We start from the raw sequence: 15106 nt of genomic DNA, 5'->3' as shown, positions 1-15106 counted from the left end.
AACCACCTCGAACATTTTATGCATTTCTGGAAAGTTTAGATGAGTCTCTTTTTCACCTTTTATTTCATATTTATGAGTGCAAGATGGTGGAGTATCACATGTTGCACAAGCCTTTCCCGCATTAGTTCCAACAACAGTATCCATTATTATTCCTTAATGTCATAAATAAATTTATTAGCCCTATACCAGCCGGGAGTTTCATCATCAGTAAGTCTGGCTAAAATGGATTCATCAAACTCATCAATATCGAAATTTTCTTCTCTGATCACTTTCTTAAGAATTCCCTCGATAGAATGAGTGTCTGTAATTTTCTCAGAAAGTAGATAATCATAGAAAAAAGCTAAAAATGGCATTGCGTTGACGATACTGATACTTTTTCTTATTTCTGCCAACTCAGATAACAAAATTGAATAAAGTTTTTGTAAATACTTCTCTTTTTGCTTTATCTCTATCAATTCATACTGTTCTTCGCTGATTTTGAAAATTTTATATTTCCCTTTGGCATTATCAGGAAAAGGTTCTCTGATTTTGGCAAAGTTATCCGTGCGTTCTTCTTCAAGATAAAGTGTTGTGATGCGTGAGATCGGCCCCAAAAAGCAATGCACTTCCCAGTCACTTAATACGCCGAGAAAATCCCAGATATTACGCGGATCATAAAAGCGAAAAAATACCGGCTTTTCCTGCTGAGGAAGCAGCACTTGCAGGTATTTCCTTAAATGCTGGCGAAGGGTTTTCATATCTGCTGCACTGTGGACGAAAATTCCCCACGGTGTTTTGCGGCATTCCAGCCAGATTTTGACTTTTTCATTTACCTGTACCAGATAAGGCGCGATTTTAACCAGTTCTGGCTGGAGAGGTTCACCATAAAGGCAAGCGGAAGGCGGGTCATAACGCTCCAGCGTCAAAAACAGATCGGGTTCTGCTGCTCCATCAATAATAGCGTAGAGTTTTTCCTGACTCATTCCTGCTTCTCCTTCTCTTTCATTGGGCAGTGAGCGACAAACATCGAACCCTCGCTTGCCGCCGCAAGCAGGATGGCAGGGTTGGCGGGTGCCAGTAAATCACCGGGGCTGCCACCGGAGTTCAGGTTGATCGCTGCACCTTTGATATCAATACCGCCAGCATGAAGCACGACAAAATTTCCTCCGACACTCAGGGTAATTTTGCTGCCACTTTGCAAGGTAAGATCACCCTGCGCATCCACACTGACGACCCCCTGAATTTTTTCAGCCAGATCGCCTTTGAGCTGTAACGAGCGGTCACCGTCAATCTGCTCAATATAATTGCCGGTAGTTTTATGATCTTGTTGACCTTCTACAGTGATCTTACGGTTATTGGCTATCACCAGTTCATCGTCATGACCGATACTGGTTGTTCGGTCATAGTTAATCCGTTCTCCCCGTGAATTACGTACCTGAATGGCAAGATTTTTCTGGGCGTGGATAAATACCTCTTCACGATCTTTCGCATCCTCAAATCGCAGTTCATTAAATCCTTCACCTTTGTGGGTTTTCGAGCGGATTGACATCTGGGTTTTTGCCATTGGCAGGCGGTTTGGCGGAATATTGTTCGCATGGTAAGCCCGCCCGACAATAATAGGTTGGTCGGGATCACCGTGGACAAAATCCACCAATACTTCATGTCCAATGCGGGGAATGGCGATCATGCCCATTAGTTGCCCTGCCCATGCGTGACTGACCCGCACCCAGCAGGAACTGCGGTCATTAAATTCACCGTATCTGTCCCAATCAAACTGGATACGAACGCGCCCATATTCGTCACAGAAGATTTCTTCACCTTCCGGCCCAACGACTGTGGCGATATGTGGGCCTTCCATTTTGGGTTTTGGATAGGGAGAAGGACGGTAAGAATTTTTTCGTGTGGTGAAGGTAAATTGGTTGGACAGCCATGTACCGCCATCGCCGGACTGCGTTTCATCTGCCTGTGGCTGGCGGCCGGAATGGGTGATGTGGATAAGCTGCCATTGGTCGTTAAAAACCTCTCTGGGGTGATCGTCCAGGTTAAACAATTGCCCCGGCCACATAGCAAAACAGTCACCATGGCCGTTGCCAAGCTGAGTATCCCGGCGCAGGTATTCCAGACGATATTGGCTTGCCCGCTGGCCTAAATCATCATCTTTAAAGCGGCTGGGGAAATCGTAATAATGATAGCTGTTCAATATCCGCTGATGATCAAGATTGCGCCCTTCATACCAGAATTCCCGGTTCCAGCGCGGGTTCTTAAACGTTCTGTCTTTGGTGGAGATATTGGCAACGCCAACGCGCTCTGACCAGCTAACTTGGTGAATACTGGTTGTTCCTCCTGTTACGTCAGCTTCGGGGCGGTAAGGAACGCTAATGACCTGATTAAGGGACAGACAGGAATCGTGAAACATGATGCGTTGCTCATGTTGTTCCTGATCGAAAGTGAAGTAATAAAAAATGCCCTCATCAGCCAGCAAACGCTGAATAAAGGCCAGATCGCTTTCATCGTACTGAACACAAAATTCCCGTGGTGGATGTTTGTAGCCGAATGCAAAGAAAAAACGACTGATGCCGTTTTCCTTGAGCAGCGTCTCCACAATATCCATAACCGATTGATTTTGGAAAATCCGGCTATTAACCCGCAAGGAGGCACGCCATAACGGCGGCTGAATAGTAATATGATAGTGGCTGCGATGACGGCCAATTGAAAATAGTGAAAAATGGGTGACCATCCCGGTAATTTGCCACTCAATTTGTCCATTGCGATGTACAGCAAAAGCGGCGTTTCTGTCGAGGACATCGGCAAAGTTAATCTCCGGGGTTTTACAGGTCAATGTGGCTTCCAGCCGGAAAGGGGAAGACAGTAATTCGTGTAGGGAAAAATCCACGACGGCAAAAGTTTGTTCGGGTAAATTATCTGTAATCAGTGTAAATATTAAACCTGAGCGATCAAGGAGTTGATTGATTTTATCTATTACCCTGCTCATTTGTGCTCTCCATACTATTTTGGTGTATCAATCCCTTAATTAGTGCCTGAATGGTAATAATAATTTAGTGATGAAATTACAATTATCTGTTTTGGGTACAGTATGGAGCAAAATATAACAAAATTATTTATATATTCCAGTATGAATAAGAGCAGATTAGAAAAATTGTAATTAACTTATCTTCCTAAATAAAATCAAATGATTACCTCATTTTAATTTCACGTAATGCAACAGATTAAAAACACACTGACGCGCTGCGCTTGTCTTCTCCATGTTACCGGGCTAATACATTAACCAGATAAACCAGCAAATTGCATAGATTTAGAAAGACAACACTGGACTTAGAGAGAATGAAATACTGATAACTATTTTATTGCATTTAATGTACTTTAGTGGACTTCAAGAGAGTGAAGGGAATCGAACCCTCGTATAGAGCTTGGGAAGCTCTCGTTCTGCCATTGAACTACACTCGCATCAACGAAATGTGCTGTCAAATATATACCTGTTACTGAATCTCAGCAAGTAGTATATCGTTAATATTTGTCTATATTTCAGTCAGTTGTTTAAGTCTTTTTAATGAATATAAAAAAACGTCCTGCCCGGTTAACCAGACAAGACGTTTAACGGGTTTTAATCAAAAATGATTATTTATGCGGACGCATCGCCGGGAACAGGATAACGTCACGGATAGTATGGCTGTCGGTGAATAACATCACCATACGGTCGATACCAATCCCTAAACCCGCTGTTGGCGGCAAGCCGTGCTCCAACGCAGTGATGTAGTCTTCATCATAGAACATCGCTTCGTCATCACCTTGATCTTTCTGACGAACCTGCTCGGCAAAACGCTCTGCCTGATCTTCCGCGTCGTTCAGCTCCGAGAAGCCGTTACCAATTTCACGACCGCCGATAAAGAATTCAAAACGATCGGTAATGAATGGGTTATCATCGTTACGGCGCGCCAGCGGAGAAACTTCTGCCGGATATTGCGTAATAAAGGTCGGCTGAATCAGGTGGCTTTCAGCGGTCTCTTCAAAGATTTCACACTGAACGCGACCCAGACCCCAGCCTTTTTCCACATCAATGCCCAAGGATTTCGCGATAACAACCGCCTTATCCATATCATCCAGATCGGCCATGTTGGTTTCTGGACGATATTTGCAGATCGCTTCTTTCATGGTCAGCTTGGCAAAAGGCTGACCAAAATCAAACTTTTGTTCGCCATATTTCACCAAGGTTGTTCCCAGCACTTCTTGGGTCAAAGTTCGGAACAGCTCTTCGGTCAGGACGATCAGATCTTGGTAATCCGCATACGCCATATAGAGTTCCATCATGGTAAACTCTGGGTTGTGGCGCGGAGAAACACCTTCGTTACGGAAGTTGCGGTTGATTTCGAAAACACGCTCAAAACCACCGACCACCAGACGTTTCAGGTACAGTTCCGGCGCGATGCGCAGGTACATGTCGATATCCAGCGCGTTATGGTGCGTGATAAATGGACGCGCACTGGCACCACCGGGGATCGCCTGCATCATTGGCGTTTCAACTTCCATGAAGTCTTTTTTGATCATGAAGTTGCGTAATGCCGACATCACACGGGAACGGATCTGGAAGGTCTTACGTGATTCATCATTCGAGATCAGATCCAAATAACGCTGACGATAGCGGGTTTCCTGATCCGCCAGACCGTGGAATTTATCCGGCAGCGGGCGCAGTGCTTTGGTCAGCAGATGCAGTTCAGTGCAGTGGATGGAAAGTTCACCCGTTTGAGTTTTAAACAGCTTACCGCGAGCGCCTAAAATGTCACCCAAATCCCATTTCTTGAACTGCGTGTTGTAAATACCTTCCGGCAGGTCATCACGGGAAACGTAGATCTGAATGCGCCCGCCCATATCTTGCAGGGTTGCAAAAGATGCCTTACCCATGATGCGGCGTGTCATCATGCGACCGGCAATACTCACTTCGATGTCCAGAGCTTCCAGTTCTTCCTTCGTCTTGTCATCGTATTTTGCGTGCAGGTCTTCGGAAATGTTTTCGCGACGAAAATCATTGGGGAAAGCAATGCCGTTACTGCGCAAAGCAGTCAGTTTTTCACGGCGAGTTTTCAGTTCGTTATTTAAATCAGGAGCCTGTTCAGCTCCTTGCTGTTGTTGTGACATTTTAGTTCCTCATAGGCCAGCTTTTAGGCTTGCTTCAATGAATTTGTCCAAATCCCCATCCAGCACAGATTGGGTATTACGGGTTTCGACACCGGTACGCAAATCCTTAATGCGGGAATCATCCAAAACGTAAGAACGGATCTGACTGCCCCAACCGATGTCCGATTTGTTCTCTTCCATTGCTTGCTTATCGGCATTCTTCTTCTGCATTTCCAGTTCGTACAGTTTTGCTTTCAACTGCTTCATCGCCTGGTCTTTGTTTTTATGCTGAGAACGGTCTGTCTGACATTGGGTAACAACACCCGTCGGTACGTGGGTGATACGTACGGCCGATTCGGTTTTGTTAACGTGCTGACCACCCGCACCAGAGGCACGGTATACATCAATGCGTAAATCAGCTGGGTTGATTTCGATGTCAATATCATCATCCACTTCTGGATAGATAAAGGCAGAGCTGAATGATGTATGGCGGCGACCACCTGAATCAAAAGGGCTTTTACGCACTAAGCGATGGACGCCCGTTTCGGTGCGCAACCAACCGTAAGCATATTCCCCTATGATCTTGATGGTGGCAGATTTCAAACCGGCAACGTCACCATCCGATTCTTCAATGATTTCAGTCTTAAAGCCCTTGGATTCAGCCCAACGCAGGTACATGCGCATCAACATGCTGGCCCAATCCTGTGCCTCTGTCCCCCCCGATCCCGCCTGAAGATCCAGATAGCAGTTTGCGCTGTCATATTCGCCAGAGAACATGCGACGGAATTCAAGTTGGCCGAGTTTTTCGTCTAACTGTTCCAATTCAGCGACAGCTTCATTGAAGGTCTCTTCGTCATCAGCTTCAACAGCCAGTTCCAGCAGGCCGTTTACATCTTCCAATCCCTGAGAGAGCTGATTGATAGTTTCTACGATGATTTCAAGTGATGAACGCTCTTTCCCCAACGCCTGTGCCCGTTCCGGTTCATTCCAGACATCAGGCTGTTCGAGTTCAGCATTGACTTCTTCTAAGCGTTCTTTCTTGGCATCATAGTCAAAGATACCCCCTCAGAACGGCTGTCCGCTCAGACAGGTTCTGAATGTGATTTTTTACCGGATTAATTTCAAACATATTTTGTGTCTTATACGTTGTGTATTATGAATAAACGATGGTCGCATGGCTATTTTCGAACCGTGCATTGTAACGGATCTGGCAAAGGGTTTATAGCCTTGGTCTTTTAAGTTCATTCAATACGGCCAAATATGCTGGATCAAAAGCTGGAGAGCACGATTACCACGAAACTCGTTAATATCCAGCTTGTAGGCCAATTCTACCGTTTTGATACTATTATCCGGCCAGCGACTGACATCAATGTTAAATGCGATGCCATCTAATATCGGCCCACCATTTAATGGTTCAAGCATGACTTTCAGATGTTTTTCACCCACGAGGCGCTGTTGCAATAACTTGAATTTGCCGTCAAAGACTGGCTCCGCGAATGACTGCCCCCACGGGCCACCATCACGCAGAATTTCAGCCACTTCCAGCGATAATTGTTCCAATGCTAATTCACCATCGCTCCAAACGACGCCTTCAAGTTGGGCAATATCCATCCAGTCGGCGACCAGCTCGGAAAAATAGCGCTGAAAGAGGTCAAATTTGTCTTGTTCAATCGACAATCCCGCTGCCATCGCATGACCGCCAAACTTCAACATCAGTCCAGGATGCAGGGTATCAAGGCGCTCAAGGGCATCGCGCATATGCAAGCCATTGACGGAACGCCCTGAACCTTTCAATATCCCCTCTCCCGCCGGAGCGAAAGCAATGACCGGACGGTGAAAACGTTCTTTAATGCGTGAAGCCAAAATCCCCACAACCCCTTGATGCCATTCAGGATGGTAAATCGCCAGCCCGTAAGGGAGCAGAGTATGAGTTCGCTCGATTTTATCGCAAATCTGCAAGGCTTCTTGCTGCATACCTTGCTCAATTTCCCGACGGGTTTGGTTCAGTCCATCCAACTCACAAGCGATTTGGCGAGCTTGCATCATGTCATCGGCCAATAGTAACGCCACCCCAACAGACATATCATCCAGACGGCCGGCTGCATTTAATCGTGGTCCCAATGCAAACCCCAAATCACTGGCAGCCAATTTTGTCGGTTCCCGCCTGGAAACTTCGAGCAAAGCCCGTATTCCTACACAGCAACGCCCTGCCCGAATGCGATTTAATCCTTGATAGACCAGAATACGGTTGTTGGTATCAAGGGGAACCACATCTGCCACTGTCCCTAGTGCCACCAAATCCAACAGTTCCGCCAGATTCGGTAATGGAATGCCTTGTTGGTCAAACCATGCCAATTGACGCAATTCAGCTCTGAGTGCAGACATCAGATAAAATGCGACACCAACCCCTGCCAACGCCTTGGAAGGAAAGGCGCAGTCAACTAAATTGGGATTGATAATGGCGTCCGCGGCTGGCAGTGTTTCAGCGGGTAAGTGGTGATCCGTGACGATCACCTTGATGCCGTGTTGATGTGCTGCAACTACACCCTCATGGGATGAGATCCCATTATCTACGGTGATAATCAGATCCGCATTTTTTTTGACAACTTCATCCACCACCTGAACGCTTAATCCATAACCATCTTCAAAACGGTTTGGCACAAGGTAATCCAGGTTGCGATATCCCATTGCACGCAAGGCACGCATGCTCAATGCCGTACTGGTTGCGCCATCTGCATCGAAATCGCCGACAATCACGATACGCCAATGTTCATGTAACGCAGTGACCAGTAAGGTAACGGCTTGCTCAATCCCATTGAGGGATTGGTAATTGAGAAGTCCCTTTGCACCACGTTCCAGCTCATCAGCTTGGCGTATACCACGCATGGCGTATAAACGGCGCAATAATGGATGGATATGATTGGGAAGATGGCTAGAATCCGCCACTGGTCGGCGGCGGAGTTGTATTTCTCTATTCACAGTTTCTTATTCACTGATTTTTATACTCGTCGTACACCAAGAGGCATTGATTATCTCCCCGCGCTGCGAGGGAGATAATCAGCAGCTTTCGTCTTGCGAGCGGCAACTTGAAGTTTATAGGATGTATTTATTAACTGTATGCACTAAAGCGGGATATATTAGCAATTTCGATTATTCGCCATGTTGTTCCAACGTAGCCAGTAAATCCTTCGGTGACAAATACCCCCCCAGCACGTTGCCATCTTTCAGGACAATCGCCGGGGTGCCTTGAACACCAAACTGCAAGCCCAGATTATATTGTTTCGCAATATCCGTCTTACACGCTTTGATTGGAGAGACTTTTTCACCTTTGAAAACAGCGTTCAATGATTTATTCGGTGTCGCACTGCACCAAATAGACTGCATATCTTTGGCGGATTGGTGTTGCAAGCCATGACGAGGAAACGCCAGATAACGAACTGTGATCCCCAAATCGTTATATTCTTGCATGCTCTCATGCAATTTGCGGCAATAACCACAGGTAATATCAGTAAACACTGTTACAACATGTTTTTCTTTTGGTGCTTTGTAAATAATCATTTGATTTTTCAAAGCGTCCAGTTTTTTAACCAGAACTTGGTTGCTGACATTTTTCGGCACTTTGCCACTAATATCATAAAGTGGTCCCTGTAACAGGTACTTACCATCATCAGAGATATAAACAATGCCATGCTCGGTTAAAATCGCATTCACACCCGGCAGTTGTGATGGAGTGATGCTTTCTGCCTTAAGTCCCATTTTAGACAGTGAGTTATTGATCGCACTCTCATCAGCAAAGGCATTGCTGATAACAGCACTCAACAGTAATGAAAGGCAAAACGCACTCTTCTTCATGATTTGTTCCTTATTTTCATCTAACTCCGCCGCTAGCCACGGGGATGATGTTGTTGATGCAGCATTTTGAGGCGTTCGGTTGCTACATGAGTGTAAATCTGCGTTGTGGAAAGGTCACTATGGCCTAATAACATCTGCACAACACGTAAGTCCGCGCCGTGATTGAGTAAATGTGTGGCAAAAGCATGGCGCAAAACATGGGGAGACAAGCGTTCGGCATCAATGCCGGCCAACACGGCATAGTGTTTAATCCGATGCCAGAACGTCTGGCGTGTCATCTGTTTTCCCCGCTTACTGGGGAAAAATACATCAGATACAGCCCCATTCAATAGCCACGGGCGCCCATGTTCCAGATATTTCTCCAGCCAATAAACGGCCTCTTCTCCCAAAGGAACCAATCTTTCCTTATCTCCCTTACCCACTATTCTGACCACGCCCTGACGCAAGCTCACATCGGATAAGGTCAGGCCAACCAGTTCTGAAACTCGCAAGCCACAAGCATACAGCACTTCCAGCATGGCTTTATCCCGCAGCTCAATGGGTTGGTCAACCACAGGCGCATTAAGCAAATTTTCAACTTGCTGTTCGCTTAAATCCTTAGGTAAGCGTTTGGGCAATTTGGGCGCAGATAATAGCGCAGTTGGATCATCTTCCCGCATTCTTTCACGATATAGATACTGAAACAACCGCCGCATTGCACTCAGCAATCGGGCTGAACTACTGGCTTTATAACCGCCATCGACGCGTTCCGCTAAAAATGATTGTAACTCTATCGACGGTACGGAAAGTAAATCATGGCCATAATGCACCAGCCAATTGTTCAAAGCTTGTAAATCCAGCCGATAAGAAGCCAATGTGTTCTCGGCCAGCGCTTTTTCCAGCCAAATGGTATCGAGAAATTGCTCTATCAGGGGATTAGCCGGTGAATGCGGTTCCGATAAAGGGTTATCTGATAGGTTACGTTTTCTTGGCACAAGCCCTCCTTTTTATTATTTGCCTATCTTCGCCTTCCGATCGGCTATTATGCCTGAAAAAGCAATTATTCTGTTACAATACCGCCCCTGATATTCGAAATTCCCTGATAAATAATGATGAAAATTGGTCTCTTTTACGGTTCCAGCACATGCTATACAGAAATGGTAGCAGAAAAAATACGCGATATACTCGGTGAAGATCTGATCGACCTGCATAATGTTAAGGATTGCGATCCCCGCTTGATGGAAGAATATTCTGTCCTGATCTTCGGTATCCCCACCTGGGATTTTGGCGAAATACAGGAAGATTGGCTGGCGATTTGGGAACAGCTTCCCTCGTTAGATCTGGCAGGAAAAATCGTTGCCATGTATGGCATGGGTGATCAAATCGATTATAGCGAGTGGTTTCTGGATGCCTTGGGGATGCTGTATCTCCACCTGCGGCCAACAGGTGTACAGTTTATTGGATTCTGGCCAACAGACGGTTATGAGTTTACCAGCCCGAAACCTTTAACCGAAGATGGCAAACATTTTGTCGGGCTGGCGCTGGATGATGTCAACCAATTCGAGCAAACAGATGAACGTTTAAGCGAATGGTGTATACAGATATTAGCTGAAATGGAAGCCCTGTTTTAGTCACTGTTTTCACTGTTATTTTATCTGTTGTTTTTATTATCAGAATATTGGCGCATCAGTTGATTCAAATGGCGCCACGCTGTAGGCGACATACTGTCTGATGCTATCCATAACCGGATTGGTGGTTGGTCGTGCCGACTAAAGGCATGGAGCATAACGACCATACCATAGCGATGGAACCACGGTACTTGGTCGATGCTCCAGGCGGCGTTTTGCCAATGCACTTTGTTGCCTTTAAACAGTACCAGCCTACCCTGACATTGGCGGATATTTTTCTGGCTCCATGCCCAACTGCTTATGATGACAACAAACAGTGGCAACAACCAAAAACAGGCACCGTTAACCGGCCAGGGTGCCAACAAAGCAGCCATTGCGGCTGTGGCGCCATGTACGCCCGTGGAAAACAGGCGAGTATAGCGAGATCCCCTTAATTTATTGTTCCACAGGACCACGGGCTTGGTTTCTACTTTGGATCAATTTCACCATATGGTAAAGCTCATCATCGTCAGGCCGTCCATGATTCATGATCCAATTGAAAAGATCAGGATCCGGGCACTCCAGCAAACGAACGAAAATCCGTTTGTCATCATCATGTAATGAATCATATTCATATTCAAAAAATGGCATGATAGAAATATCCAGCTCACGCATTCCACGACGGCATGCCCAGTGAATGCGTGCTTTATTACCAATATCCATGTTTAAAAAGCCTCTTTATCATTTTCATACGTGCCAGTCAGGCGGCAATAAGATTATCAACGATTCTGGCCTGTTTTTCATCCTCTGCACAAGGTGAATCACGCGCTATATCGACAAGATGCGAAGCGTATCGCAACAGATTAATGAGGCGTTCATTATCCAGCAATAACCCGAAGAACTCCTTTGCATTAATCCACTTCTCTTTTACCATTAGCGTTATTTCTTAGATAGCTGACTGGCAGGAGTTGTTATGGCTAACCAAATTCCGTTTTCTGCACAATATCCATCCCCTTCTGCAACACTTCCACTGACTTTAATTTCCCTTGATGATTGGGGAATAGTGACAGCAATTGGCGCTGATGCAGAAAAATACTTGCAAGGTCAGATTACCGCTGATCTTACCTCTTTGAATGATAACCAGCATGTGTTAACTGCCCATTGTGATGCCAAGGGGAAGATGTGGAGTAACTTACGGCTGTTTCAACGTGAAGAAGGTTTTGCCTATATTGAACGCCGTTCGCTCCTGGAAACGCAGCTAACCGAATTGAAAAAGTATGCCGTGTTTTCCAAAGTAACATTTTCCAAAGATGAAGAAAGTCTCTTGCTCGGTGTCGCCGGTACAGGAAGCCGGGAAGCGCTGGCAACATGCTTCCCAACCTTGCCCGATACCGAATTTCCGGTTATCCAGCACGAAACCACCACACTTCTCCACTTAGCATTTCCCACGGAACGTTTCCTTTTAGTCACGGACAAAACCACGGCCGCTAAATTAACCGAAACGTTAGTCGAAGAGTGTCAATCACAGTTGAATGGTAGCCCACAATGGCTGGCGCTGGAAATTGAAGCAGGGTTCCCGGTGATTGATGCCGCCAGCAGTGCCCAATTTATTCCGCAGGCAACCAACCTTCAGGCCATCGAAAACAGTATCAGCTTTAAGAAAGGCTGTTATACCGGTCAGGAGATGGTCGCTCGCGCCAAATATCGAGGGGCAAACAAGCGAGCCATGTATTGGCTGGCGGGTCATGCGGCTTCTCTGCCTGCCGTTGGCGATGATTTGGAGTGGCAATTAGGCGATAAATGGCGGCGGACAGGTTCAGTGTTGGCCGCGGTCAAACTGGTTGATGGTTCAATTTGGGTACAAGTTGTGATGAATAATGATATGGAAGCCGAGAGTGTATTCCGTATCCGTGACGATGAAGGCAGCGTTCTTACTATTCAAACATTGCCTTATTTACTCAACGAAGAAAAATAACTATTGGGGTTTATGTATGTCGTTAGCTATACCTCCTGTTGATTTCGGCCCTTTCACCGATGTCATTGCGTTTATCATGGAGCTGGATAAATTAAAATATGTCCATCGTAAAACCAAATTATTGAATAATACGCGCCATGAAAACTCCGCTGAACATAGCTGGCATTTTGCGATTGCTGTGCTTGGCTTTGCCCCTTATGCCGGCGATGTGAACATTAGCCGCGTCGTACAGATGGCGTTGATTCATGACATTGTTGAGATCGATGCGGGGGATGTTATCGTCTTCGATCTGGCTGCCCGTGAAGCCATTCACGAACAAGAGGTTAAAGCGGCTGACCGTATTTTTGGCTTACTGCCGGCAACACAGAGAGAATATTTTCTGCAACTCTGGCACGAATACGAAGATGCCATCACGCCTGAAGCATGTTTTGCGAAGACACTCGATCGAATTATGCCAGTCTTTATGAACCTGCATAATCACGGACAGAGCTGGGTTGAGAATAACATTCGCTTTGAGCAGGTTTATAACCTGCTCCAGTTTGTGGCTGAAAGTTACCCTGAACTGTGGCAATACCTGCTGCCACAATTAGAAGCCGCAAAAGGAAAAGGCTGGTTAAAATAATTCCCCCGCCCTTTATCTTCTAAATCAAGCTGTCAGATGTTGTTTCTGACAGCTTGATTTCCCAATTTCTCGTCATCCGGTCGCGGATATCACGTCTGAAAACTTCAATGGTCCATATCCAGAGAACACTGCCCACGATTTCAGAGAATATCTCATCGAAAGACAACGCCCAGAGAGGAGCAGACCAGCCATTGATGGGTAAAATGATACCGTGGAAAACAATGACAACCAGCAAAGCGAAAACAGTACCCTGCCACAATTTTACAATCGGAAAAATTTCTGCCATGAGAGCGTAGAAAATGGCCAGTATGAGCGAAAAAAGATGATGAACACCAGCCACGCCCCAATTTACGAGGTGGCCTGAATAATGATAGGCCATGTCATTGACTTTAGCTCCCCAGGCTTGAAGCATCTCGGCAGGAGGAATGGCACTGTCAGGTGTTCTCGGGGGCAGGAGATTTTCGCTTCCCCATTTAACCAAACTGGCAATATTTCCTCCCAGAAAACCGCCCCATAAGGCGATGGCATAATGTCGGGTATCTCTCTTATTAACAGATAAAATTGAAGATATATTCATCCCGAATACCTCATATAAGCGAGTGATTATCTTATTTTCATTAAAGTAAATGAACCCGGTTAAACCATTTCTAATGCCCCTTCTCTCTTTCCCCCTATATGCTCATTCTGAGATGAATTGTTTAAGTTCAAATACATACAATCAAATAAACACAATATTGTATCAATCAAAACTTGTACCAACCGAAACTATCGCATCATGTTATTGCAGGCTCTCGTCATAAGTCAAAACTTAAAGTGAGGAAGAAGACGTGCGAGTCACTTTCGAGCAATTAAAAGCACAACTTACCCAAGTTCTGTTGGCGCGGGGTATTCAGGCTGAAACCGCCAATGCCTGCGCAGAAATGTTTGCCCGCACCACGGAATTTGGCGTCTATTCACACGGCGTGAACCGTTTCCCCCGATTTATTCAGCAGCTTGATGCCGGGCATATTATTCCCGATGCCAAACCCGTGAGAATGGCGTCTCTGGGGGCGATTGAACAGTGGGACGCACAACGCGCCATCGGGAATCTGACGGCGAAGGCGATGATGAATAGGGCCACCGAGCTGGCTGCGGAATATGGCATGGGTTTGGTGGCATTACGTAATGCCAACCACTGGATGAGGGGGGGAAGCTATGGCTGGCAGGCGGCGGAAAAAGGGTTTATCGGCCTCTGTTGGACGAATTCCGTTGCTGCCGTGCCGCCTTGGGGAGCCAAAGAGTGCCGAATTGGCACCAATCCATTGATCATTGCCGTACCGGGTAATCCCATCACGTTGCTTGATATGTCAATGTCGATGTTTTCTTACGGAAAACTAGAGGTCAATCGATTAGCCGGGCAACCACTCCCTGTCGAGGGGGGTTATGATGATGATGGTAATTTAACCAGAGACCCCGCCACCATTGAGAAAAATCGCCGGATTTTACCCATGGGATACTGGAAAGGTTCCGGCTTATCCATCGTGTTGGATCTCATCGCAACCTTACTGTCAAACGGTTTATCGGTCGCTGAAATTACCCAAAATCAGGGTGATGAATATGGGATTTCACAGGTATTTATCGCCATTGAAGTGGATAAGTTGATTGATGGCCCTTCGCGGGAAAAAAAGCTGAAAACCATCATGGATTTTATTACATCAGCGCAACGCACAGATCCCGATACAGCCATCCGGTTACCGGGTCATGAATTGCTGCGCAGGCAAGCAGAAAATCGGCGAAATGGCATGACCATTGACGATCGGGTATGGGAGAAAATTAAAGCACTCTGAGAGAAATACCCACGATGATAAAAAACATTAAGGTTGCATCCTATGAGCAAACATAAGCGTAATTTCTGTCTGGGGATTGATTGCGGCGGCACTTATCTTAAAGCGGGTTTATATGATGAGCGTGGACAGGAATACC

Annotated in this window: 15 protein-coding genes and 1 tRNA gene; 4 read left to right on the top strand and 12 right to left on the bottom strand. The window is 46.1% G+C overall.

From position 1 onward, the window contains the following. Positions 1-146 precede the first annotated feature (146 nt). The 8 genes from PSI15_RS15305 to xerD form a co-directional block, all read right to left on the bottom strand. On the bottom strand, positions 147-962 hold the full coding sequence (locus PSI15_RS15305) for a DUF4123 domain-containing protein (protein ID WP_273584271.1): 816 nt from the start codon (positions 960-962) through the stop codon (positions 147-149). After that, positions 959-2971: a type VI secretion system tip protein TssI/VgrG gene (gene tssI, locus PSI15_RS15300; RefSeq protein WP_273584270.1), complete on the bottom strand. Its 2013-nt coding sequence runs from the start codon at positions 2969-2971 to the stop codon at positions 959-961. Before tssI ends, PSI15_RS15305 begins: the two co-directional genes overlap by 4 nt. A gap of 402 nt (positions 2972-3373) precedes the next feature. After that, positions 3374-3444, bottom strand: a tRNA-Gly gene (locus PSI15_RS15295). Between the two features lie 171 nt (positions 3445-3615). After that, on the bottom strand, positions 3616-5130 hold the full coding sequence (gene lysS, locus PSI15_RS15290) for a lysine--tRNA ligase (protein WP_273584269.1): 1515 nt from the start codon (positions 5128-5130) through the stop codon (positions 3616-3618). A 9-nt stretch (positions 5131-5139) separates the two neighbouring features. Next, positions 5140-6238 (bottom strand): peptide chain release factor 2 gene (gene prfB, locus PSI15_RS15285; protein ID WP_273584268.1). Its coding sequence is split into 2 segments (ribosomal slippage): positions 5140-6162 and positions 6164-6238, totalling 1098 coding nucleotides; the frame shifts between segments, so codons are not numbered across the junction. 116 nt (positions 6239-6354) lie between these two features. Continuing rightward, a complete protein-coding gene (gene recJ / locus PSI15_RS15280; RefSeq protein WP_273584267.1) occupies positions 6355-8088 on the bottom strand; it encodes a single-stranded-DNA-specific exonuclease RecJ in 1734 nt (577 codons plus the stop codon). Positions 8089-8259: 171 nt separating this feature from the next. Continuing rightward, positions 8260-8961 carry a bifunctional protein-disulfide isomerase/oxidoreductase DsbC gene (gene dsbC, locus PSI15_RS15275; RefSeq protein WP_273584266.1) on the bottom strand — a complete coding sequence of 234 codons (702 nt, stop codon included), beginning with the start codon at positions 8959-8961 and terminating at the stop codon, positions 8260-8262. 32 nt (positions 8962-8993) lie between these two features. Then, positions 8994-9935 carry a site-specific tyrosine recombinase XerD gene (xerD, locus tag PSI15_RS15270; protein ID WP_273584265.1) on the bottom strand — a complete coding sequence of 314 codons (942 nt, stop codon included), beginning with the start codon at positions 9933-9935 and terminating at the stop codon, positions 8994-8996. A 117-nt stretch (positions 9936-10052) separates the two neighbouring features. On the opposite strand from xerD, the gene fldB reads away from it, so the two are divergent. Next, positions 10053-10571, top strand: coding sequence for a flavodoxin FldB (gene fldB / locus PSI15_RS15265; RefSeq protein ID WP_273584272.1), 519 nt, complete (start codon positions 10053-10055; stop codon positions 10569-10571). 20 nt (positions 10572-10591) lie between these two features. On the opposite strand, the gene PSI15_RS15260 is transcribed toward fldB, so the two are convergent. The 3 genes from PSI15_RS15260 to PSI15_RS15250 are packed head-to-tail and all read right to left on the bottom strand — an operon-like array spanning position 10592 to position 11481. Continuing rightward, on the bottom strand, positions 10592-11023 hold the full coding sequence (locus tag PSI15_RS15260) for a protein YgfX (RefSeq protein WP_273584264.1): 432 nt from the start codon (positions 11021-11023) through the stop codon (positions 10592-10594). Beyond that, positions 11004-11270: an FAD assembly factor SdhE gene (gene sdhE, locus PSI15_RS15255; RefSeq protein ID WP_273584263.1), complete on the bottom strand. Its 267-nt coding sequence runs from the start codon at positions 11268-11270 to the stop codon at positions 11004-11006. Before sdhE ends, PSI15_RS15260 begins: the two co-directional genes overlap by 20 nt. Positions 11271-11307: 37 nt before the next feature. After that, on the bottom strand, positions 11308-11481 hold the full coding sequence (locus PSI15_RS15250) for a hypothetical protein (protein WP_273584262.1): 174 nt from the start codon (positions 11479-11481) through the stop codon (positions 11308-11310). A 39-nt stretch (positions 11482-11520) separates the two neighbouring features. Between PSI15_RS15250 and ygfZ the strand changes: the two genes are divergently transcribed. Both ygfZ and PSI15_RS15240 read left to right on the top strand, forming a co-directional pair. After that, positions 11521-12522: a tRNA-modifying protein YgfZ gene (ygfZ, locus tag PSI15_RS15245; RefSeq protein WP_273584261.1), complete on the top strand. Its 1002-nt coding sequence runs from the start codon at positions 11521-11523 to the stop codon at positions 12520-12522. A 16-nt stretch (positions 12523-12538) separates the two neighbouring features. Further along, the gene (locus PSI15_RS15240) at positions 12539-13144 is read left to right on the top strand and encodes an HD domain-containing protein (RefSeq protein WP_273584260.1); all 606 of its coding nucleotides are present in this window, start codon (positions 12539-12541) and stop codon (positions 13142-13144) included. A 19-nt stretch (positions 13145-13163) separates the two neighbouring features. Here the strand turns inward: PSI15_RS15240 and PSI15_RS15235 are convergent, their stop codons facing one another. Then, positions 13164-13721 carry a YagU family protein gene (locus PSI15_RS15235; RefSeq protein WP_273584259.1) on the bottom strand — a complete coding sequence of 186 codons (558 nt, stop codon included), beginning with the start codon at positions 13719-13721 and terminating at the stop codon, positions 13164-13166. A 250-nt stretch (positions 13722-13971) separates the two neighbouring features. On the opposite strand from PSI15_RS15235, the gene yiaK reads away from it, so the two are divergent. Then, positions 13972-14970 carry a 3-dehydro-L-gulonate 2-dehydrogenase gene (gene yiaK / locus PSI15_RS15230; protein WP_273584258.1) on the top strand — a complete coding sequence of 333 codons (999 nt, stop codon included), beginning with the start codon at positions 13972-13974 and terminating at the stop codon, positions 14968-14970. Positions 14971-15106: the final 136 nt, after the last annotated feature.

The organism is Xenorhabdus sp. PR6a, assembly GCF_028599065.1.
Taxonomy (GTDB): Bacteria; Pseudomonadota; Gammaproteobacteria; order Enterobacterales; family Enterobacteriaceae; genus Xenorhabdus; species Xenorhabdus doucetiae.
This window is presented reverse-complemented; position numbering and strand designations above follow the sequence as displayed.

Coding starts and splice junctions, on each gene's coding strand:
- PSI15_RS15305 (WP_273584271.1), bottom strand. CDS start 962: ATGAGTCAGGAAAAACTCTACGCTATTATTGATGGAGCAGCAGAACCC.
- tssI (WP_273584270.1), bottom strand. CDS start 2,971: ATGAGCAGGGTAATAGATAAAATCAATCAACTCCTTGATCGCTCAGGT.
- lysS (WP_273584269.1), bottom strand. CDS start 5,130: ATGTCACAACAACAGCAAGGAGCTGAACAGGCTCCTGATTTAAATAAC.
- dsbC (WP_273584266.1), bottom strand. CDS start 8,961: ATGAAGAAGAGTGCGTTTTGCCTTTCATTACTGTTGAGTGCTGTTATC.
- fldB (WP_273584272.1), top strand. CDS start 10,053: ATGAAAATTGGTCTCTTTTACGGTTCCAGCACATGCTATACAGAAATG.
- sdhE (WP_273584263.1), bottom strand. CDS start 11,270: ATGGATATTGGTAATAAAGCACGCATTCACTGGGCATGCCGTCGTGGA.
- PSI15_RS15250 (WP_273584262.1), bottom strand. CDS start 11,481: ATGGTAAAAGAGAAGTGGATTAATGCAAAGGAGTTCTTCGGGTTATTG.
- ygfZ (WP_273584261.1), top strand. CDS start 11,521: ATGGCTAACCAAATTCCGTTTTCTGCACAATATCCATCCCCTTCTGCA.
- PSI15_RS15240 (WP_273584260.1), top strand. CDS start 12,539: ATGTCGTTAGCTATACCTCCTGTTGATTTCGGCCCTTTCACCGATGTC.
- PSI15_RS15235 (WP_273584259.1), bottom strand. CDS start 13,721: ATGAATATATCTTCAATTTTATCTGTTAATAAGAGAGATACCCGACAT.